The organism is Citrobacter sp. CK195 (genome assembly GCF_030333365.1).
Taxonomy (GTDB): Bacteria; Pseudomonadota; Gammaproteobacteria; order Enterobacterales; family Enterobacteriaceae; genus Citrobacter_B; species Citrobacter_B koseri.
Genome location: NZ_JAOWGB010000024.1, coordinates 289,924 through 309,825 on the forward strand (window position 1 = coordinate 289,924; position 19,902 = coordinate 309,825).

Below are 19,902 nucleotides of genomic sequence, written 5' to 3' on the forward strand. Positions count from 1 at the left end.
GTTATGCCTCCGGTTGCGTATCAGCGAGAATCCATACCGTTTGCCAGCCGGAAAGCTCGCAAGCGCCGTTGAATGCTGCGCCTGTCAGCAGATCTGTTCCTGTGACAGGCAGTGAAAGTGATTGTGGTATTCCTGTGACGTTCACGACGCAGTACAGCGTTTCGCCTTCTGTAGGATGCTGGCGAACGACGCCAAAGAGCGCGTCAGGCAATTCAGGAATGCGCTGCGAGGCGAACGGAGAAAATGCGGGATGCTGCTGACGTATATGCGCTAACTTCGCCAGAGACGAGTAGATTCGGGATTGTCTCGTTTCCGGCGAGAGCAGCTGCTCATGGAGCGTGGCAGCGTCCAGTTTTTCCCGGTTAATGCGGCGATTTATGCCCGATTCGAGCAGCCCGGCGTTGTCATTTTCACTGCCGAAGAGGCTGTGATAATAGATTGCAGGCACGCCCCGCAGCATAAAGAGGATGGCGTGCGCGGCGGTGAATCTGGCGACCTGGTCGTCGGGACTTTCCCCTGACTCGCTCAATGCGCTCAGAAAGTTGATGTTAAGTTCATACGGCGACTGGCTGCCGTCAGGGTTGGTTTTCCATGAAATACGCCCCTGCTTGCGTTCTACCTCGCTTATCAGAAACTGCCGCTCTTCTGCGCAAAGGAGATTTTCCACGGGACGCAGCCCGATGCCGTCGTGGCTGGCGAGGAAATTAAAAAAGGTCGTCTTGTCGGGAAACGCATCCTGTTCCAGACGTTGCGCCCACTGGCGTAACCAGCGTGCGTTACCGCGTAAAAAGGCATGGAGCGTCAGCGGCGGCAAGGGGAACTGATACACCATGTGAGCTTCATCGCCGTTGCCGAAGTAGCTGATATTTTCCTGATGTGGGACGTTGGTTTCCGTAATCAACAGGCAGTCAGGCCAGGTCGTATCCAGAATGGCGCGCCAGAGTTTAACGATCAGATGCGTCTGCGGCAGGTGAATACAGGTGCTGTTTCGCTCTTTCCACAAAAAACCGATCGCATCGAGTCTGATTGCGCGCGCGCCGCGCGCTGCGTATTCCAGCAGGATGTCGATACTTTCCAGTAACACGTCAGGTTCACGGAAATTCAGATCGATCTGATCGGCGCTGAATGTCGTCCAGATATGTACGGTTTCCCCCGTTTTGCGCTTGAATGGCGTAAGCAGGGGAAGGGCGCGTGGACGCGTGACAAGATGGTAGTCATCGTCAGGGTCGGCGCTAATAAAGTAGTGCTGATAACGCGGTTCGCCGTGTAAATAGCCCTGGAACCAGCGGCTTTGCTGAGAGATATGGTTAATCACGAAATCAAACATCAGATTAAAATCGCCTGCCAGCGCTGCAATGTCTGACCACTGGCCTAATTCTGGCGCAATGTGGCGATAATCTTTAACGCTGAAGCCATCATCAGATGTCCACGGGAACATGGGCAACAGGTGAATGTCGCTGATGACGCCCTTAAGCCAGCGTGTCGAAAACTGATGCAGGCAGGCAAGAGCGTTTGTGTCCCCGCTATGGATACTGTCGCCATAAGCAATCATCCACACCCGGCTCTGATCCAAAGGCGCGGCGATTTGCTCCCGTAGCTTCCAGCGTTGACAGAGTTGCTCGATTTTCGCCGCCAGCGCGTACCGATCCGCATGGGGATAAAGCTGAGCTAACGTATTTTTGATGAAGGTATGATGGGCGTTCTGGCTCATACTTTTTCGTTACGCTCCTGATGAGTAAAAAGAAAATCACACGTACTGCAAGGCAAAATGGTGGCGCAATCTGCGACAGGTTCTTCCAGGTAATTGATTTGCGGAATATTTCTTAGCGAAGGCGGGAGCGGCACCGGGTGCTCTCCGGCATTGAAAATGCGAATTATTGTTCCGTCTACCGTATGGGCATGGGGTATTGCGGAAAGCATCAGCGGTTCGGGAAGCGTCAGAAGGCTGAATGTTTCCGGCAGCGAGCGCGAAACAAAATTGAGCGTAAAACGCTCCAGGCGGTTGTCCAGCGTGTTCAACGTCTGATTTTGCCAGGTGAATGGCTGGCGCGTCACGCGGGTTTCAAGATGCCTTAACGTCACAGGGGCGGCCCGATCGGCGAGCGCCAGCGTCAGGCTGAAATGCAGCGGTTTAAGCAGCTGCGCGTCGGGCGTGTTGACGACGGTATTATTAATGCCGGAAGCGCGTCCGGGTCGCCAGTCAAGATCGTCACGTCCCAGGACTCCCGTTGATTTAAACAACGTCAACGCTATCTGCGCCGTCTCGTTCTGGCATATCTGAAACTCTTTCATGCCCAGGCTATTGATGATGAGCGAGCGGTTGTTTTCCTCGATGGCGATAATGCCCTCGCTGGTTTCAATATCGACCGGCTTTTCCCGATAGTGCTGACGCCAGTCGGCTGGCGCATCGGCAACAGGACGCCGGATGACGGCAAAGGGCTGAGAGGCGATGGATTCCGTGGTGCGAATGTCGCTGTTGATGAGTAAGCGCAGGCGGTGATCGCAGACGGTGTTTTCCAGCGAAATGTCGATAAAAAGCTGAGCGTCATGCTGGCGAAGCTCGCAGACAAGGCGTACAGGGTAGGGCTGAACATCCTGCGCCTCTCGCGCCGCCAGCGAAGGGGGCAGCATCAGCGTGGCGCTTAGCGTCATCCGTTCAATGTGCGGGCCTTTCTCGCAGGCAATAAGCGTAAATGTGTGGCAGCGCTGCGGAACATCGCCCTCCAGCGGCGAAAAGTCATAGCTATCGCCGGCATCCGCACAGTCTTCAAAGGTCAGCAGGTCGGATATTACCCGGCCGTTGCGCTTATCATGAAGCGACAGCGAACCGGCATGCAGCACCAGCCGGTAATCGTTGTTTTCAATGGCGCTTTCAGCGCAGTTGCGCATTGCTGGCGCGGTACGTGATGATTCCTGCACCTGAATGTGGGTATAGCCCAGCGGCGGTAACGCTGGCGCGTCAATAGCGACCTGCCAGCGGTAATAAGGCGGAAGTTCGACCTCTTTTTCGCCTTGCACAGTAACCTGAACCGTGCGCCCGCCGGAGACCTGCGTGCGTTCGAGAACGCTGAACGGAAGAGGACGCGCATGATGGCTGAGTTCAATACCGGCCGTACGGCTATATAATGTGGCTTTGATAATGCCCGACCAGGCGGTGGCGCTGGGGTTGATGACGAAAAGATCGCCCTCTTCACAACTGGCGGTCGCCAGTTCTTTTACGACCAGATTCCACAGGCTATGGCTAAGCTGTTCCGTTTGCTCAAGGCGATGGAGAATATCGCGATTGGTGGCATCGCTGTTACACCCGCCGATGGAATCATGCGCATGATTACGCAGAAGGTTTTTCCATATCTGGTCAACCCATTGCACGTTGACTTCAATGCCCTGATAACGCGCCAGCGCAATGGTGGGTTCGAGCTTGCCTAACAGGAACTGTTCAACGTCATAATTCTTCTTTTTGATGTCGTAACGTACTGAACCGATTGTTTTATGAATGCGGGTATAGCGGGGAGATTTTAATTCCCCTTGCCAGCGATCATATCTTGATGCCTGTTGTCGAAGGTGGTCAATGTACGCTTCCAGAGAGGAGATCTGAAAACGATCGCCTTCAGGGGAACATGCGCTGGCGATACGCAGTATCTCCGGCAGATGGGGATCAATATTGACCTGGTCGCCGCCGCAGGGCAGGAGCAGATCGTTCAGGCCGGAGCGTTGGCGGATGTGGTTAACGATTGGGAATATTTTGTCGTGCAGATGCGCGTCGTCTGCACGAATATTTTTTGCCGCGCCATAGCCGAAGGGCATGGCGCAAGCGATAACCTGCGCGCCGGATGGCGCTTGCCAGATGAACTGACTCTTTTCAACCTGCGTATCATGGTTGATGCCCCGCCAGAAAACGATGTTATCAAGGTTACACCCGCGAAGCAGGGTCGGGAGCTGGCTGTTATGGCCGAACGTATCGGGTAAATAGCCGACCATCATGGCATGGCCCAGTTTACGCGCGGAAAGTATCCCGTATTTCAGGTTGCGAATGATGGATTCGCCATGAACATTATACGTATCCGTCTGGGTGTACCACGGGCCGATAAAAAGCCGTCTGTCGGCGACCAGCTGTTTCAGCCGCTCGCAGTATTGAGGATTGACGGCCAGGAAATCTTCCACGACAGCGGTTTGGCCGTCGAAGTGGTAACAGGTATACGCAGGGTTCTGTTCCAGGGTTCGGATCACATCCGCAAAATTCCAGGACGCGAGAATATTGCTATCCTGCAAGGTGAAATACCATTCCTGATCCCAGTGCGTATGGGCGATGACGTGAATGTTGCTCATTTCTACTTCCTGAATTATTTGGCGATCTTAGGGCTGGCGAAGAGCACGCCCAGCGCGCATACAAGAGAACCGGCAAACACGCTGATCAGATACCCTGTGACATTTGTCGCCAGCGGCCATCCCCAGATGGCAGGCAACGGCAGCGATTGCTTCACGCCGAGTGCGATAGCAATAAGCGCGCCGGACATCGCGCCGACCATAAAGACCGGAATCAGGCGTGGATTTTTCAGGATGAAAGGAATGGCGCCTTCTGAAATGCCAATGAATCCCAGCAGTAAAGACGTACCGCCAACGGTTTTTTCTTCGCTGCTAAACACGTTGGGCAGGCCAAAACGGTTGTTCAGCAACGCCGCCAGGCCGACGCCGATAGATGGAATGACGATCGCCAGCTCTCTGGCGGTTAAATCGAAGGTTTCGCTGACGCCGTTAAGCCCCAGCGCCACCGAACCAGCGGCTTTATTGATGGGGCCGCCGAGGTCGAAGGCCGTCCCTGCGGCGATCATCATGGCGTAAAAACCGCGCCCGGTGTCGCCAGCGGAGGTGAAAAACTCGACCATCGCCTGGTTGATTGCGCCAAAGAAGGGGTTGATCAGGTACTGCATAACGATGACGAGCGTAATGCCGGTACACAGCGGCACGATAAGCATCGTTTTAATGGTGGTAAGCTGGGCGCGAACGTTAATGGTATTGTTGAGCCACTGCACCAGATGACCGACAAAAAAGCCGATGGCGATGGCGCCGAAGAAGCCTGAAGGCATAAAACCGTCGAGATCAAAAAAGCGTTTATAGACCTCGTCGGACATAATGCCGCCGATAAGTCCGGGGATCAGCGCAGGTTTACCGGCAATAGAGAACGCGAGGTACATGGCAAAAACCGGGTACATGAACTTGATCACCATAAAGCCCAGTTTATCCAGCACCTCGAACGGCGTACCGGCAATTGGAATAAACTGCCCGGTTATTTTGGCGACCGCCATCAGTAATCCGCCGAGGACAACGACCGGGAGCATATAGCTGATCGCCGCCATAATATGGCCGATGAAGGTCTGCCAGGCGGAGCGAGCTTCTTCCTGTTCTTCACACACGGCCGTTACGGTTTTATCCATCGCCAGCGCCTGACGCAGGTAACGATCGGTGTTTTTGATCAGTTCCTGAGTGCGTATTTTGAGATGAGGAACGTTATCGAATCGTTCAGCGTCCTGGATGGGAACATCGATTGCCAGAATGACGGCATCTGCGCTGGCAATATCTTGCCGGGAAAGCTTGTTTTTGACGCCATCGCTTCCTTGTGTTTCCACTTTGACGATGACGTTATTTTCTTCTCCCCACGCTGCAATTTTGTTGGCAGCCATAAAGGTATGAGCGATGCCGGTCGGGCATGCCGTTATCGCGACGACTTTTTGCCTTGTCATTGTAAAACCCCTAACAATAGAATTGCAGAAATTATAAAGAGAAATAAAAAAGGCAATAAAAGGTTTGATGGTACTAATTGCGTACCACCATACCTGTTGAATAGAGTGTGATTCGCATTCCAGTGTTATAAATACGATATTGATAGAATATATTATATTCGTAGGTTAAGGGTGGGTTTTATGAATTCCTTTCAGGGTAGTGAAAGATTAATATTTGAGTATATTCAGTGTCATGCTCATGAAATATCGGGTATTTCAGCTAAGGTGATTGCGAGCGAAACATTCACCACTACAACATCCGTTAATCGGGTGTGTAAAAAAATGGGATACCGGAGCTATACCGAGCTACGGTATCAGTTTTCTCGCGACAGGTTAATAGCCGAACCCGTAAGATATGTTGTTGGTGATGAAAAAGAAGAGACCATTACACAACTGTGCAACATACTGGTTAATTCCAGCCATATCTTCTTATATGCGCGCGGCGCGTCATTGACCAGCCTGAATTATTTGTCGCGTTTTTTGTCGCTGGCGAGCTTACCGCACCTCATTCTCAATGATGTTCATCAGCTGACGCGTGTATCTAAAGGTACGCTGGTGTTGATCAGCAAATCGGGTGAAACGGCGTCGTTAGTCGAAATGGCGCGAAACGCGTTACGTAAGGGATTAAAAATCATTGCGATTACAAAACGAGAATCCACGTTAGCGACGATTTCAACATTATGCTGGCCTCTGGATATTGATATTGACGCAATCTCGTTATATCAACGAGAAGGCCAGCTGGAACTGCTGACGGTAGTAGACCGCATCGGATGTTATCTGCTGCAATACGATGCGGCATAGCGCGTTAAAGCTGTTTTACGATACCAAGACGTACGGCGTAATCATTTTCATGATGACCGTCGTCATTGATATAGGTTTTATCAAGAGAGACCAGCTCGACGTACGGCGTCCAGCCATCGTCCAGTTTGTAGTTGAACGCGAGGGTATGTTCCCAGTAAGTATCGTCGCCCGTCCCCTGATCGACGCCATCCTGATAGCGGAAACGGGGGTTATAAGACATGCCAAAGTTACCAATATTGTAGGCAAACCATATATCGAACTGATGAGATTCACGACGTGTATAACCGCTGCCGTCTAACTCTCTGTCGCTGTGCGCATCGTTCACCGTGTTGTAACGATAACGGGCGGAAAGGTTAAGGCCATTATCGAAGGATTTCCAGCCCTGAATAAAAGGGCGATAATGGGTATTACTGGACGTAAATACGGTGACCATCCCCGGTGCGACCGAGTAACCGTCACCTAAATCAAAGCGCCAGCGAGTTTCTATTTCCTGGGCCGCTTCGGTCACGCCTTTATCATCGGAACTGTAGCGATCGGTATCGCCAAAAAACGTATCGTTATGGTTTTGCGCAGCTTCAACGGAGAAATAAAAACCATTGTCGGCCTGGTGCATGACTTTAATTCTGGAATCATTAGCTTCTGAATTGGTATTATGACCAAAACGCAAATCAACAGAGGTATTACCGCACCATCCCTGGCTGCTAATGAGTAAAGCTGAAAGTAAACTTAACTTAATAAGAGGTTTATTCATGATATCCTGCCGGTTATATGATAAGTGTCAGTGGCAGGTCTATTTTTGTTTTATTCTTTAGCGCGTGTAAATTTTATGATGGTACATTCTAAGTATCACTATACGCGGCATTTTTTTACGTTGTCAGAAAGACGGAGAAAATATCTGTGGGCTGAATAATCCGGGATACAGACAGGTCTGTCCATATCCCGTTGTGATTACTTTTGCAACCACCAGACGGCCTCAAACGGGCGTAACGTCATGGCGGCAGGGCGGGTGGCAACCTCGTCGTAGTTGTGCATCAGCGCCTGCCAGTTTCCTTCGTGATGCTCTGGCAGCCAGTCCTGACAGGCGTTGCTCAGGTTGGCGACCACCAGTAACCGTTGCCCCTGCCATTCGCGGCGATAGCACCATACATGCGGGCTGTCTGGCAGCAGATCCTGATAATTCCCCCAGGTTAAGACCGGCTCTGTTTTGCGCAAGGCAATCAGTCTTTGATAGGTGTAGAACACCGAGTCTTCATCATTTAGCGCCGCCGCCACGTTGATGTCCGCATAGTTATCGCAGAGGTTGATCCACGGCTCGCCTTGCGTAAACCCTGCATTCGCGCTGCTATCCCACTGCATGGGCGTGCGGCTGTTATCGCGGGATTTGCTGGCAAGAATAGCCAGTAAATCATTGGCTTCCCGGCCCTGGGCGAGCAGCCAGGCAAACATGTTGTGGCTTTCCACGTCACGGTAATCGGTGATGTGGGAGAAATGCGGGTTTGTCATGCCAATTTCTTCGCCCTGGTAGATATAGGGCGTACCCTGCATACCGTGCAGCACCATCGCCAGCATCTTCGCCGCCGGAACCCGCAGTTCGCCTTCGTCGCCAAAGCGCGACACGATACGCGGCTGATCGTGGTTACACCAGAACAGGGCATTCCAGGCAACGTTATGCATCCCCTGCTGCCAGTGGCGAAACAACGCTTTTAGCGCCACGTAATCCGGCTTTGCCAGCGTCCATTTCTCGCCGCCGGGATAATCGACTTTCAGATGATGGAAGTTAAAGGTCATCGACAGCTCGCTGCCATCGAGAGCGGCATACCGCTGACAGTTTTCCAGGGTGGTGGATGACATTTCGCCCACCGTCATCAGGTTACGCGGAGTAAAAACGTCACGGTTCATCTCGTGCAAGAACTCATGCGCGCGCGGCCCGTCGGTGTAAAAGCGGCGACCATCGCCGTCCAGATCGTTCGGGAAACGCTGATCTTTGGAGATGAGGTTCACGACATCCAGGCGCAGCCCGTCCACGCCGCGATCGGCCCAGAATTCACACACTTTTTTCAGCTCAGCGCGTACCGCCGGATTTTCCCAGTTCAGGTCGGCCTGCTCCGGGGCGAAAAGGTGCAGGTAATACTGTTCGCTCTGGGCATGCCAGCGCCAGGCGCTGCCGCCAAATTTGGAGCGCCAGTTATTGGGCGGCGCATCCGGCGTACCGTCGCGCCAGATATAAAACTCCCGGTGCGGACTCTCTTTATTCAGCGCGTTATGGAACCAGGCATGCTGCGTGGAGGTGTGGTTAAACACCATATCCAGAATAATGCGGATGCCGCGCGCTTTGGCCTGCGCCGCCAGTTCGTCAAAATCATCCAGCGTGCCGTAGGCCGGGTCGATGGCGGTGTAGTTCGCGACGTCGTAGCCGTTATCAATCTGCGGTGAAACATAGAATGGCGTCAGCCAGATAGCATCCACCCCCAGTTTTTGCAGGTAATCAAGACGCTGCGTAACGCCGCGTAAATCGCCGGTTCCGCTGCCGGTCGTGTCCTGAAAACTTTTGGGATAGATCTGGTAAATAACGCCGTTTTGCCACCAGTGGGGAAGGGTATTCATGCTTGTAACCTACATATGCGATGGGGCGCAACTGCGCCCCGAAGAAGAATCAGACAATCTGCAACGTGCCCTGACGGTACTTACGCTGATAGATAACGGAAGTCAGCACGATTGGGATGACGACCGCGATCGCCATCGCCATGCTAAACACCTGCCAGTAGCTCGGCTGGATGGAAAGGATGCCCGGCAAGCCGCCGACGCCGATCCCGTTCGCCATGACGCCGTTCAGGCCGCATAACAACCCGGCGAGGCCAGAGCCGATCATGGCGCACAGCATCGGGAAGCGGTATTTCAGGTTGATGCCGTACATCGCCGGTTCGGTCACGCCGAGGTAGGCGGAGATGGCGGCCGGAACGGAAATTTCGCGTTCGTTGTGCTTACGGCTGGAGATAATAATGCCCACCACAGCGGAAGCCTGGGCGATATTCGACAGCGCAATCAACGGCCATACCGGCGTACCACCCATGCTCTGAATCATCTGCATATCGATAGCCAGCGTAGTCTGATGTACGCCGGTAATGACCAACGGGGCGTACAGGAAGCCGAACAGCGCCGCACCGACAGGGGCGAAACTCCCGGTCATCAGATGGCGCACCGCAAAGGCCACGCCATCGCCAATCATGCGACCAAACGGGCCGATAAAGGCGTGTGCGAGAAAGACCGCGAGGATCAACGAGCATACCGGCACCACCACCAGATAGAGGTAATCCGGCACGATACGCTTCATGCGCGTTTCAATAAAGCCGAGCGCCAGACCCGCCAGCAATGCCGGGATGACCTGCGCCTGATAGCCGACTTTCGCAATGCTGAACATGCCGAAGTCCCACACTTCAGGAGCCTGCTGGCCCAGCAGATAGGCGTTCATCAACTGCGGCGACACCAGCGTTACGCCGAGTACGATACCGAGGATCGGCGTGCCGCCCATTTTCTTCACCGCAGACCAGCAGATCCCGACCGGCAGGTAGAAGAAGATCGCTTCGCCGATCAGCCACAGGAAGTCGTAGATCGTTTTCAGCGCGGGATGCATCTGCGCCAGCGTCTGGCCGTTGCTCATCGGCAGATCGCCGATCACGTTGCGAAAACCTAAGATCAGACCGCCGCTGATCAGCGCAGGCAGCAGCGGGAAGAAGATCTCAGCGAAGTGGGAGATCAACTGCTCGTGCCATTTCATATTCTGCCGCGCGGCTTTTTTAGCCTGCTCTTTGTCGGCGTGCGCCTTACCGGTGGTCGCCAGCAGCGCGTTGTAATAGTCGTCAACGTCAGTGCCAATCACCACCTGGAACTGCCCGGCGTTGGTGAAGCAGCCTTTAACCATCGGTAATTGTTCAATTTCTTTCGGTCTGGCATTTGCTGGCTGGTTCAGCACAAAGCGCAGGCGAGTAATGCAGTGGCTCACCGTGGCGATATTGTCTCGCCCGCCGACCAGTTCAATCAGCTGGTCTATATCAGCTTGTTTTACTTTGCTCATCATAAAGCCCCGTGGCAGATGAAATGTGTCCCTGTAAGCCGGATGATAAGACGCTTTAGCGTCGCCATCCGGCAGCTCTTACGTTGTTGGCGCAAGAGTATATCTTCGGTGAATATTAAAAAATGGGAACGTTCCCGAAACGCAGCGAAGATCACAAATTACCGTTCAGAAAAGAATCAGGAGAGGGTAGACGGAATGACGATCTGGCGGGGATCGCTGCGGCCGTTGATTTGCTCGATCAGCTGTAAGGCCGCTTGTTTCCCGGCTTCAGCGTAACCGGGATCAACCGTGATAATCTCCGGGTGGAGAAATTTCATCAGCGGCGTGTTCCCGACGCTCGCCAGTTGCAGAGAATCGATACGCTGTTCCTGTAAATATTTACTGGCGCCCAGCGCCAGCGTATCGGTCGCGCAGACCAGCGCGCTGGTGTCTGGCGTAATGACATCCGCTGCGTGCTCATAGCCTTGTTTCATTGCCAGGCCAGGCAGAGCGGCGACAGGGTGCAGTTTATTTTTTTTGCAGAAACTCAGATAGGCTTCGTGACGGCGCTTACCGGTCGTGACGTCGCTGTGAGGCACGCCGAGAAAGCTGATCGCCCGATGTCCCTGGTCATACAGACGCTGCATTAAGGTATGGATAGCGCCTTCGTCGTCATAGCACACCGACGCAAAACCGCTGGCGTCCCTTGCCAGCAGCACCAGCGAGGCCTGCCAGGGCGCAAGCATCTCCTCGCAAATACCGGTAAAACCGAACAGCACCACGCCGTCAATATTACGCCGTCTGAGCATCCCCAAGTGCTCTTCTACCAGTTCTGGCGAGAACTGACTCTCCATCATGATGGGATCGTAACCCTGCTCGTAAAATGCGGGCAGCATGGTCTGGACGGCGAGGTTTTCTGACAGGGAATCCAGACGGGTAACAATAATGGCGACCACTTTATCACTTTGCCCGCGCATGGCGCGTGCGGAACGGGAAGGGGAAAAACCATGTTGATTCATTACGGCTTCCACACGTTCACGAGTCCGTTCACTTACCCCGCTTTCGTTGTTGAGCACGCGGGAAACGGTGGATTTCCCTACGCCGCTTAAGCGGGCAATGTCTTTAATGGTCAGCCGATTCTGCATCCTGTTTTCCCGTGGTGCGCATCAAGTTGTGTCAAAAAGAGTAACTTTACTCAAGCCAGGGGCAATGGGTAAAGTCTGGTTTATACGCTTCATCCTTCAAGCTAAATGTTTTTGTGTATACGTTTGGTTTAATTACACGGCGGTATCATACCGCCATAATTGCCACAAACCTTATGGTTTTCTGCGTATAATGCGCGGCGCCAATCATTCACTTACCGGAGGCTGCATGGATCCCGAACCCACCCCTCTCCCGCGATGGAGAAATAGCCCTTTCCGGTAAGCCTGTTTTTCACTGTCTTACCGGATACGTAAGGCAGTGACGTTCCCGACGTCCCTGTTATCGCTTTAAATTATCGTCAGGTAAGGCTTTGCCGCGCCTGAGAGATGTTTCTGCGCCGCTTTTTCGGCGCGGAGGGACTGCTTATGCTGAAAAATATCACCCGCGAGCTGTTTGCCCGCCTTAACCGTCATTTACCTCATCGTCTGGTGCATCGTGACCCTCTGCCCAGTGCGCAGAGCGTTGCGAATACTCCGATTCCCCCGTCATTGAGCGATCGCTGCCTGAAAATGGCGGTGATGGAAGAAGCGGCGCTCTGGCGCGCATTCGATGCGCATCCTGAGGGGCTGAATGTCGCAGAGGTGGAGGATGCGCGCGAGAAATACGGTGAAAATCAGCTGCCCACACAGAAGCCGACTCCGTGGTGGAGACACCTGTGGGTCTGCTATCGCAACCCTTTCAATATATTGCTGACCATTCTCGGCGTCATCTCCTATGCCACGGAAGATCTGTTTGCCGCAGGCGTTATTGCGCTGATGGTCGGGATTTCGACGCTGCTGAATTTTGTGCAGGAAGCGCGTTCGACCAAAGCGGCAGATGCGTTGAAGGCGATGGTCAGCAATACCGCTACGGTGCTGCGCGTTATCAATGAAAAAGGCGAGAACAGCTGGGTTGAGCTGCCCATCGACCAACTGGTGCCGGGCGATATTATCAAGCTGGCGGCGGGCGATATGATCCCGGCGGATTTACGCGTTATTCAGGCGCGCGATCTGTTTGTTGCGCAGGCTTCGCTCACGGGCGAATCTCTGCCGGTAGAAAAAGTGGCGACAACCCGCGACCCTAAGCAAAGCAATCCGCTGGAATGCGACACGCTGTGCTTTATGGGCACCAACGTGGTGAGCGGAACGGCGCAGGCGATTGTCATTGCAACGGGCGGCGAGACCTGGTTTGGTCAACTGGCTGGCCGCGTGAGCGAGCAGGAAAGCGAGCAAAACGCGTTTCAGAAAGGCATCAGCCGCGTCAGTATGCTGTTGATCCGCTTTATGCTGGTCATGGCTCCTATCGTGTTGATCATTAACGGCTATACCAAAGGCGACTGGTGGGAAGCGGCGCTGTTTGCGCTCTCGGTCGCGGTAGGGCTGACGCCGGAAATGCTGCCGATGATTGTCACCTCCACGCTGGCGCGCGGGGCGGTGAAACTGTCGAAGCAAAAAGTCATTGTTAAGCACCTGGACGCCATTCAGAACTTCGGCGCGATGGATATTCTCTGCACCGACAAAACCGGTACGCTGACTCAGGATAAAATTGTGCTGGAGAACCATACGGATGTCTCCGGCAAGCCCAGCGAACGCGTGCTGCATTCCGCCTGGCTGAACAGCCACTACCAGACCGGGTTGAAAAATCTGCTGGATACCGCAGTGCTGGAAGGCGTGGATGAAGAGTCTGCGCGTCAGCTCTCCGGGCGCTGGCAGAAAATTGATGAGATCCCGTTTGATTTTGAGCGTCGCCGGATGTCCGTAGTGGTGGCGGAAGAAGCCGATGTGCATCAACTGGTGTGCAAAGGCGCGTTGCAGGAGATCCTCAGCGTCTGCACCCAGGTGCGCCACAATGGCGACATTGTGCCGATGGATGACAACATGCTGCGCCGGGTGAAGCGCGTAACGGATACGCTGAACCGCCAGGGGCTGCGCGTGGTGGCCGTTGCCACGAAGTATCTGCCTGCGCGGGAAGGGGATTATCAACGCATTGATGAGTCTGACCTGATCCTCGAAGGCTACATTGCGTTTCTCGATCCGCCGAAAGAGACGACCGCTCCGGCGCTGAAGGCGCTGAAAGAGAGCGGCATCACCGTGAAGATCCTCACTGGCGACAGCGAACTGGTGGCGGCGAAAGTATGCCATGAAGTCGGGCTTGATGCGGGCGATGTGGTGACTGGCAGTGATATCGAAGGGCTGAGCGATGATGAACTGGCGGAACTTGCCGCGCGCACCACGCTGTTTGCACGCCTGACGCCGATGCACAAAGAGCGCATCGTCACGCTGCTGAAACGCGAAGGGCATGTGGTTGGCTTTATGGGCGATGGCATCAATGATGCTCCGGCATTGCGTGCGGCGGATATCGGTATTTCCGTTGATGGCGCCGTGGATATTGCCCGCGAAGCTGCGGATATCATCCTGTTGGAAAAGAGCCTGATGGTGCTGGAAGAGGGCGTTATCGAAGGGCGTCGCACGTTCTCCAACATGCTGAAATACATCAAAATGACCGCGAGTTCTAACTTTGGTAACGTCTTTAGCGTGCTGGTGGCGAGCGCATTCTTGCCCTTCCTGCCAATGCTGCCGCTGCACTTACTGATTCAGAACCTGCTGTACGATGTATCCCAGGTGGCGATCCCGTTTGATAACGTGGATGACGAGCAGATCCAGAAGCCGCAACGCTGGAATCCCGCCGATCTGGGGCGTTTTATGATCTTCTTCGGGCCAATCAGTTCGATTTTCGACATCCTGACCTTCTGCCTGATGTGGTGGGTATTCCATGCGAATGTGCCGGAAGCGCAAACCCTGTTCCAGTCGGGTTGGTTTGTCGTCGGGCTGTTATCGCAAACATTGATTGTGCATATGATTCGCACGCGCCGCGTACCGTTTATTCAGAGCCGCGCCGCATGGCCGCTGATGCTGATGACGCTGGTGGTGATGGTGGTGGGTATCGCGCTGCCGTTCTCGCCGTTGGCGGGCTATCTGCAATTACAGGCGCTGCCGCTGAGCTACTTCCCGTGGCTGATCGCTATTCTCGCGGGTTATATGACATTGACACAATTAGTGAAAGGTTTTTATAGCCGTCGTTACGGCTGGCAATAATCCAGAATAATGGCTGCTGCGGCAGCCATTACGCTTTTCTGTACTCCGTAAATATATCCTCACGAAAGTTCCTGTTTTATTTTTTTTGAAATACTAAAGAGTGTGACGGATCACAATTTTACTCCTCTTTCAGACATCTTTTTATCAGGAAAAAGACCTTCATTGCAAAAATGAAACAGCGTGCTAAAAATATTTCCATTCAGTCATATTTTATGAACATAATTATCGTAATACTTTCTTACATGCGTTGGCCTGCGCAGGCTACGCTGTAAAAGGTCATATATAACTGTAAGTTAAGCCCGGCACTCTTTTATCCTGTCAGTTAGCGCTATTCATGGCATTTTTTAAACTGCCAGCGAACCCTATAAAGATCGCCAGGATTTGATTAAACGGATTCAGGATATGAAGTAATACCTCTGGCGGGGTAAGGACTTTATCCGCCTGAACCTAAAGATTAATTCAAGGGGACGACCATGGGTGAATTTTATTCGTCGGTAATGGATTTGTTTTACCGAATCTCAATGTGGGTTGCCGGATTGGCGCTGTTGATTATGGTGGCCGTTATTCCCGTTGGGATATTTGCGCGCTATGTGATGAACAGCGCGCTGTCATGGCCGGAACCGGTCGCCATTCTTTGCATGGTGACATTCACCTTTGTTGGCGCAGCGGTGAGCTATCGCGCGGGTTCCCATATTGCCGTCAGCATGGTGACCGACCGCCTGAGCGAGGGCGCGCAGCGAATCTGTTTTATCGTGGCGGATCTGATGCTGATGGCCGTCAGCCTGTTTATCCTCTGGTACGGCTCCCTGCTGTGCTACGACCTGTGGGAACAGCCGGTGGCGGAATTTCCTCTGTTATCAGCGGGTGAGAACTACCTGCCGTTGCCTGTCGGCTCGGCCATCACGCTACTTTTCATTATCGAGAAAATTTTCCGTGGTTCGCAGTATCAACGTCCTGTCGTCATGCTGGGCTCAACCCATTAATGCGCGACCCCATTTCATAAAGGAAAGCAGATGGATGCATTTATTCTCGTCTTTACGCTCGGCATTATGCTGGCGATTGGGGTGCCGGTAGCATACGCGGTGGGCATTAGCGCGATCATTGGCGCCTGGTATATCGACATTCCCCTGGAAGCGGTCATGATCCAGCTCACCAGCGGCGTGAACAAATTTTCGCTGCTGGCGATCCCATTTTTTATTCTGGCGGGGGCGATTATGGCGGAGGGCGGTATTGCGCGTCGCCTGGTGAACTTCGCCTACATCTTTGTCGGCTTTATACGCGGCGGGCTGTCGCTGGTGAACATTGTGGCGTCTACCTTTTTTGGCGCGATTTCCGGCTCGTCCGTCGCGGATACGGCGTCTATCGGCTCGGTGATGATCCCGGAGATGGATAAAAAAGGCTATCCGCGTGACTTTGCGGCGGCGGTCACCGCCAGCGGCTCCGTACAGGCGATCCTGACGCCGCCCAGCCACAACTCGGTGATTTATTCGCTGGCGACGGGCGGTACGGTGTCGATTGCCGCGCTGTTTATCGCCGGCATTCTGCCGGGGCTGCTGTTAAGTTTTACCCTGATGGTGATGTGCGTCGGTTTTGCCCATAAGCGCGGTTATCCGAAAGGCGAGCGGGTGCCGTTTCGCCAGGCGTTGAAGATTTTTGTCGATACGCTGTGGGGGCTGATGACGGTTGTCATCATCATGGGCGGGATCCTCTCTGGCATCTTCACCGCGACGGAATCGGCGGCGATCGCCTGTCTGTGGGCCTTCTTCGTCACTATGTTTATCTACCGCGACTACAAATGGTCTGAACTGCCGAAGCTGATGTACCGCACGGTAAAAACGGTCACCATTGTGATGATCCTGATCGGGTTCGCCGCCGCATTTGGCGCCATCATGACCTACATGCAGCTGCCGATGCGCATTACCGAGGCGTTCACCAGTATTTCAGATAACAAATACGTCATCCTGATGTGCATTAACATTATGCTGCTGCTGATCGGGACACTGATGGACATGGCGCCGCTGATCCTGATCCTGACGCCTGTTCTGCTGCCGGTCACTACGGCATTGGGTATTGATCCGGTGCATTTCGGCATGATCATGCTGGTGAATCTTGGGATCGGCCTGATTACGCCGCCGGTGGGATCGGTGCTGTTTGTTGCCAGTGCGGTGAGTAAGCAGAAAATAGAGCAGGTGGTGAAGGCGATGCTGCCGTTCTACGCGGTACTCTTCCTGGTGCTGATGTTAGTGACCTATATTCCGGCGATCTCGCTGTTCCTGCCGAAACTGTTTGGGGTGATGTGATAAATGCCCGGTGGCGCTGGCGCTTACCGGGCCTACAAACGGCACTTTCCGTAGGCCGGATAAGGCAAAGCCGCCATCCGGCGCAGACATATTTTTAAGGAGACTTAGCGGCGAACAGCGATCGCTTCGATCTCGATTTTTACGTCTTTCGGCAGACGCGCAACTTCAACGCATGAACGTGCCGGGAAGGTCGCATTATGCTCGGTGAAGAATGCTTCATAGGTCGCATTCACGGTCGCGAAGTCGTTCAGGTCTTTAACGAACACGGTTGTTTTCACGATGTCGCCCACTTTCAGGCCTGCGGCTTCGACGATAGCTTTTACGTTTTCCAGCGACTGGCGCGCCTGGGCGGACACGTCATCCGGTACGCTGCCGGTTTTTGGATCAACCGGGATCTGACCGGAAGTGATGATCATGCTGCCCAGGTCAACGCCCTGAACGTATGGGCCGATAGCTGCGGGTGCATTTTCCGTCGCGATAGTTTTGCTCATGATTTCTCCTGAATTACAGCGGTAAATTAGGTACAGGCCATTATAGGGAGCCGGATACCCATTACCAACCTCAATTAGTTGGCCAGCACCACATAATGCGAAAACTCTTTTTCGCAGTATTTACATTTGAGCGCAATGTCATCTGTGCGTTTTTTCACTGCAAAACTGGATGAAACCGGCTCAGCATGACTGATGCAGTTGCTGTTCGGGCAGACCAGCACGTTGTCGATGCGATCCGGCAGGCTCGGGCGCGATTTGCCCACCACATCATAGTTGTCGATGCGGTTTACCGTTGCCTGTGGCGCGTACAGGGAGAGCTGGTTAACCTGTTCTTCGGTCAGGAAAGTGTTCTCGATTTTAATCAGGTCCTTACGACCCATCTCGCCGGACGGCAGGTTAAGGCCGATGGTGATGCGCTGATCGGTCTCGGTCAGTTTGAACAGCGTCAGTAATTTAAAGCCAACCTGCGCGGGAATGTGGTCGATTACGGTGCCACGTTTGATCGCTTCAACCTGTAGTTTATTGTCGTGTGTCATCTCTTTTCCCCTTACAGTGCCAGATCGCTATTCAGAACCAGTGCCAGTAACGCCTGGCGAGCGAAAATACCGTTTCCTGCCTGCTGGAAGTACCAGGCGTGCGGCGTTTTATCTACGTCGGTGGTGATCTCATCAATACGCGGCAGCGGATGCAGAACCTTCATGTTTTCACGCGCGCCGTTCAGGTCGCTGGCGCGCAGGACAAACTGCGCTTTGACGTTGGCGTATTCGGACGGGTCCAGACGCTCTTTCTGCACGCGGGTCATATACAGAATATCCACTTCCGCCATCACCTCTTCGATGGCGCTGTGCAGACTCCAGGCAATGCCTTTCTCATCCAGCATATCCAGAATGTATTGCGGCATCGCCAGCGCGTCCGGCGCGATAAAGTAGAAGCGGTTGCCGTCAAACTTCGCCAGCGCCTGCGTCAGTGAGTGTACGGTTCGGCCATATTTCAGGTCGCCGACCATGGCGATGTTCAGATTGTCCAGGCGGCCCTGGGTCTCCTGAATGGTAAACAGATCCAGCAGCGTCTGGGTCGGATGCTGGTTTGCGCCGTCGCCGGCGTTCAGTACCGGCACGTTGCCGGAGAACTCGGTCGCCAGACGCGCTGCGCCTTCCTGTGGGTGACGCATCACAATCGCGTCCACATAAGTGCTGATAACGGAGATGGTATCCGCCAGCGTCTCGCCTTTTTTGCCCAGCGACGTGTTAGCGCTGTCGGAGAAGCCCACCACGCTGGCGCCGAGGCGGTGCATCGAGGTTTCAAACGACAGGCGGGTGCGTGTGGATGCCTCGAAGAAGCAGCTGGCGATCACTTTATGCTTCAGCAGCTCCGGCTGTGGATTGGCTTTTAATTTCGCCGCCGTCGCCAGAACCAGATTGAGGTCATCGCGGCTGAGGTCGTTTATGGAAATGATGTGTTTTTGGTATAGCGGGTTAGCCATGTTTATCTCCTGACGCCTGGGCAAAAAAAAAGCCCCTCAATGAGGGGCCTGGAATAGGTGAGCAACGGGAAGAAAAACGGCAGTCCAGCGTCTGTTTTCAGACGCGGTAAGACAGAATGTCGTACACACTGAACCATACTTCCTCCCGGCAAATTGTCCGCGATTATACTCAGCTATGTTATGGGATCAAGCGATTAATGCACATTTTATTCATCGCAAACGGTTCTCATGAATAAGAATTCATTTTTAATAAATAATTAATTTGCTTGTGAACAAGCCCGGTGCGCTGTACGACCCGTGGCGCGACCCAGACGATACTGCTGCCCGCGATCACACCTAAAATTTCCGGCAGGGCGTGATAATCCAGGATTCTGGCAACGGCGCGGCCATAACCGGCCACCGTGTGGATAAGGATAAATTCGCTATTGTGTTCCACGCTGACCACCATCTCGGATATCGATCGCGCAGCGTCAGGAGCGGGGCGCAATTGCGGATTTACGGAATAAATTTTTTGTCCCTTTGTATTTCTTATTTTTATGACGCCGAGCAGTTTCAACAGACGTGAAACGGTCGACTGGCTGATGCCTTCGAAGCCGTGGTTTTGCAGATCGCGACGTATTTCCTCCTGGGATAAGTAACTTTTTTCTGTAATCAGGCGCTGACATACCGCCAGTTGCTGCTGTTCTTTGGCGGAGCAATCATTGTATTCCTTCATATATGCA

Annotated in this window: 18 protein-coding genes; 6 read left to right on the plus strand and 12 right to left on the minus strand. The window is 53.5% G+C overall.

Features of this window, described 5'->3' with window-relative positions:
- Position 1: 1 nt before the first annotated feature.
- Genes OGX93_RS12560 through OGX93_RS12570 form a run of 3 tightly spaced genes read right to left on the minus strand, consistent with a single transcriptional unit; the run spans position 2 to position 5,738 of the window.
- Positions 2-1,711, minus strand: coding sequence for a sugar phosphorylase (locus tag OGX93_RS12560; RefSeq protein WP_286449910.1), 1,710 nt, complete (start codon positions 1,709-1,711; stop codon positions 2-4).
- Positions 1,708-4,326, minus strand: coding sequence for a glycoside hydrolase family 38 N-terminal domain-containing protein (locus OGX93_RS12565; RefSeq protein WP_286449909.1), 2,619 nt, complete (start codon positions 4,324-4,326; stop codon positions 1,708-1,710). Before OGX93_RS12565 ends, OGX93_RS12560 begins: the two co-directional genes overlap by 4 nt.
- Positions 4,327-4,340: 14 nt before the next feature.
- On the minus strand, positions 4,341-5,738 hold the full coding sequence (locus tag OGX93_RS12570) for a PTS fructose transporter subunit IIC (protein WP_286449908.1): 1,398 nt from the start codon (positions 5,736-5,738) through the stop codon (positions 4,341-4,343).
- 180 nt (positions 5,739-5,918) lie between these two features.
- On the opposite strand from OGX93_RS12570, the gene OGX93_RS12575 reads away from it, so the two are divergent.
- Positions 5,919-6,578: a MurR/RpiR family transcriptional regulator gene (locus OGX93_RS12575; RefSeq protein WP_012134352.1), complete on the plus strand. Its 660-nt coding sequence runs from the start codon at positions 5,919-5,921 to the stop codon at positions 6,576-6,578.
- 4 nt (positions 6,579-6,582) lie between these two features.
- Here OGX93_RS12575 and OGX93_RS12580 read toward each other — a convergent pair whose 3' ends face one another.
- The 4 genes from OGX93_RS12580 to treR form a co-directional block, all read right to left on the minus strand.
- Positions 6,583-7,329, minus strand: coding sequence for an oligogalacturonate-specific porin KdgM family protein (locus tag OGX93_RS12580; protein ID WP_047459367.1), 747 nt, complete (start codon positions 7,327-7,329; stop codon positions 6,583-6,585).
- A 197-nt stretch (positions 7,330-7,526) separates the two neighbouring features.
- Complete coding sequence (gene treC / locus OGX93_RS12585; RefSeq protein WP_286449907.1) at positions 7,527-9,182, minus strand: alpha,alpha-phosphotrehalase; 1,656 nt, start codon at positions 9,180-9,182, stop codon at positions 7,527-7,529.
- A 49-nt stretch (positions 9,183-9,231) separates the two neighbouring features.
- Complete coding sequence (gene treB, locus OGX93_RS12590; protein WP_286449906.1) at positions 9,232-10,653, minus strand: PTS trehalose transporter subunit IIBC; 1,422 nt, start codon at positions 10,651-10,653, stop codon at positions 9,232-9,234.
- Positions 10,654-10,826: 173 nt separating this feature from the next.
- Positions 10,827-11,774 (minus strand): trehalose operon repressor TreR, encoded by a 948-nt coding sequence (treR, locus tag OGX93_RS12595; RefSeq protein ID WP_012134348.1) that lies wholly within the window; start codon positions 11,772-11,774, stop codon positions 10,827-10,829.
- Between the two features lie 226 nt (positions 11,775-12,000).
- On the opposite strand from treR, the gene mgtL reads away from it, so the two are divergent.
- From mgtL to OGX93_RS12610, 4 genes are all read left to right on the plus strand, one after another.
- On the plus strand, positions 12,001-12,054 hold the full coding sequence (gene mgtL / locus OGX93_RS22290; RefSeq protein WP_223849130.1) for a mgtA regulatory leader peptide MgtL: 54 nt from the start codon (positions 12,001-12,003) through the stop codon (positions 12,052-12,054).
- A 143-nt stretch (positions 12,055-12,197) separates the two neighbouring features.
- Positions 12,198-14,906 carry a magnesium-translocating P-type ATPase gene (gene mgtA / locus OGX93_RS12600; RefSeq protein ID WP_047463800.1) on the plus strand — a complete coding sequence of 903 codons (2,709 nt, stop codon included), beginning with the start codon at positions 12,198-12,200 and terminating at the stop codon, positions 14,904-14,906.
- A gap of 473 nt (positions 14,907-15,379) precedes the next feature.
- Positions 15,380-15,889, plus strand: coding sequence for a TRAP transporter small permease (locus OGX93_RS12605; RefSeq protein WP_012134344.1), 510 nt, complete (start codon positions 15,380-15,382; stop codon positions 15,887-15,889).
- Positions 15,890-15,919: 30 nt separating this feature from the next.
- On the plus strand, positions 15,920-17,206 hold the full coding sequence (locus OGX93_RS12610; RefSeq protein ID WP_047459361.1) for a TRAP transporter large permease: 1,287 nt from the start codon (positions 15,920-15,922) through the stop codon (positions 17,204-17,206).
- A gap of 104 nt (positions 17,207-17,310) precedes the next feature.
- Here OGX93_RS12610 and ridA read toward each other — a convergent pair whose 3' ends face one another.
- The 4 genes from ridA to pyrL all read right to left on the minus strand — a co-directional run bounded on the left by ridA (position 17,311) and on the right by pyrL (position 19,317).
- Positions 17,311-17,697: a 2-iminobutanoate/2-iminopropanoate deaminase gene (gene ridA / locus OGX93_RS12615; RefSeq protein ID WP_012134342.1), complete on the minus strand. Its 387-nt coding sequence runs from the start codon at positions 17,695-17,697 to the stop codon at positions 17,311-17,313.
- 74 nt (positions 17,698-17,771) lie between these two features.
- Positions 17,772-18,233 (minus strand): aspartate carbamoyltransferase regulatory subunit, encoded by a 462-nt coding sequence (gene pyrI / locus OGX93_RS12620; protein ID WP_012134341.1) that lies wholly within the window; start codon positions 18,231-18,233, stop codon positions 17,772-17,774.
- Between the two features lie 11 nt (positions 18,234-18,244).
- Positions 18,245-19,180: an aspartate carbamoyltransferase gene (pyrB, locus tag OGX93_RS12625; protein ID WP_012134340.1), complete on the minus strand. Its 936-nt coding sequence runs from the start codon at positions 19,178-19,180 to the stop codon at positions 18,245-18,247.
- A gap of 2 nt (positions 19,181-19,182) precedes the next feature.
- Positions 19,183-19,317 (minus strand): pyr operon leader peptide, encoded by a 135-nt coding sequence (pyrL, locus tag OGX93_RS12630; RefSeq protein ID WP_024130768.1) that lies wholly within the window; start codon positions 19,315-19,317, stop codon positions 19,183-19,185.
- On the opposite strand from pyrL, the gene OGX93_RS12635 reads away from it, so the two are divergent.
- Positions 19,297-19,416, plus strand: coding sequence for a hypothetical protein (locus OGX93_RS12635; protein ID WP_077956855.1), 120 nt, complete (start codon positions 19,297-19,299; stop codon positions 19,414-19,416). The two genes, pyrL and OGX93_RS12635, sit on opposite strands and share 21 nt — an antisense overlap.
- Here the strand turns inward: OGX93_RS12635 and OGX93_RS12640 are convergent.
- The gene (locus OGX93_RS12640) at positions 19,407-19,895 is read right to left on the minus strand and encodes an arginine repressor (RefSeq protein WP_024130767.1); all 489 of its coding nucleotides are present in this window, start codon (positions 19,893-19,895) and stop codon (positions 19,407-19,409) included. The two genes, OGX93_RS12635 and OGX93_RS12640, sit on opposite strands and share 10 nt — an antisense overlap.
- Between the last annotated feature and the right edge of the window lie 7 nt (positions 19,896-19,902).

Bases quoted from the DNA above. Each gene is read 5' to 3' on its own strand.
- OGX93_RS12560 (WP_286449910.1), bottom strand. From the start codon at position 1,711: ATGAGCCAGAACGCCCATCATACCTTCATCAAAAATACGTTAGCTCAG.
- OGX93_RS12565 (WP_286449909.1), bottom strand. From the start codon at position 4,326: ATGAGCAACATTCACGTCATCGCCCATACGCACTGGGATCAGGAATGG.
- OGX93_RS12570 (WP_286449908.1), bottom strand. From the start codon at position 5,738: ATGACAAGGCAAAAAGTCGTCGCGATAACGGCATGCCCGACCGGCATC.
- OGX93_RS12575 (WP_012134352.1), top strand. From the start codon at position 5,919: ATGAATTCCTTTCAGGGTAGTGAAAGATTAATATTTGAGTATATTCAG.
- OGX93_RS12580 (WP_047459367.1), bottom strand. From the start codon at position 7,329: ATGAATAAACCTCTTATTAAGTTAAGTTTACTTTCAGCTTTACTCATT.
- treC (WP_286449907.1), bottom strand. From the start codon at position 9,182: ATGAATACCCTTCCCCACTGGTGGCAAAACGGCGTTATTTACCAGATC.
- treB (WP_286449906.1), bottom strand. From the start codon at position 10,653: ATGATGAGCAAAGTAAAACAAGCTGATATAGACCAGCTGATTGAACTG.
- treR (WP_012134348.1), bottom strand. From the start codon at position 11,774: ATGCAGAATCGGCTGACCATTAAAGACATTGCCCGCTTAAGCGGCGTA.
- mgtA (WP_047463800.1), top strand. From the start codon at position 12,198: ATGCTGAAAAATATCACCCGCGAGCTGTTTGCCCGCCTTAACCGTCAT.
- OGX93_RS12605 (WP_012134344.1), top strand. From the start codon at position 15,380: ATGGGTGAATTTTATTCGTCGGTAATGGATTTGTTTTACCGAATCTCA.
- OGX93_RS12610 (WP_047459361.1), top strand. From the start codon at position 15,920: ATGGATGCATTTATTCTCGTCTTTACGCTCGGCATTATGCTGGCGATT.
- ridA (WP_012134342.1), bottom strand. From the start codon at position 17,697: ATGAGCAAAACTATCGCGACGGAAAATGCACCCGCAGCTATCGGCCCA.
- pyrI (WP_012134341.1), bottom strand. From the start codon at position 18,233: ATGACACACGACAATAAACTACAGGTTGAAGCGATCAAACGTGGCACC.
- pyrB (WP_012134340.1), bottom strand. From the start codon at position 19,180: ATGGCTAACCCGCTATACCAAAAACACATCATTTCCATAAACGACCTC.
- OGX93_RS12635 (WP_077956855.1), top strand. From the start codon at position 19,297: ATGTCGTACACACTGAACCATACTTCCTCCCGGCAAATTGTCCGCGAT.
- pyrL (WP_024130768.1), bottom strand. From the start codon at position 19,317: ATGGTTCAGTGTGTACGACATTCTGTCTTACCGCGTCTGAAAACAGAC.
- OGX93_RS12640 (WP_024130767.1), bottom strand. From the start codon at position 19,895: ATGAAGGAATACAATGATTGCTCCGCCAAAGAACAGCAGCAACTGGCG.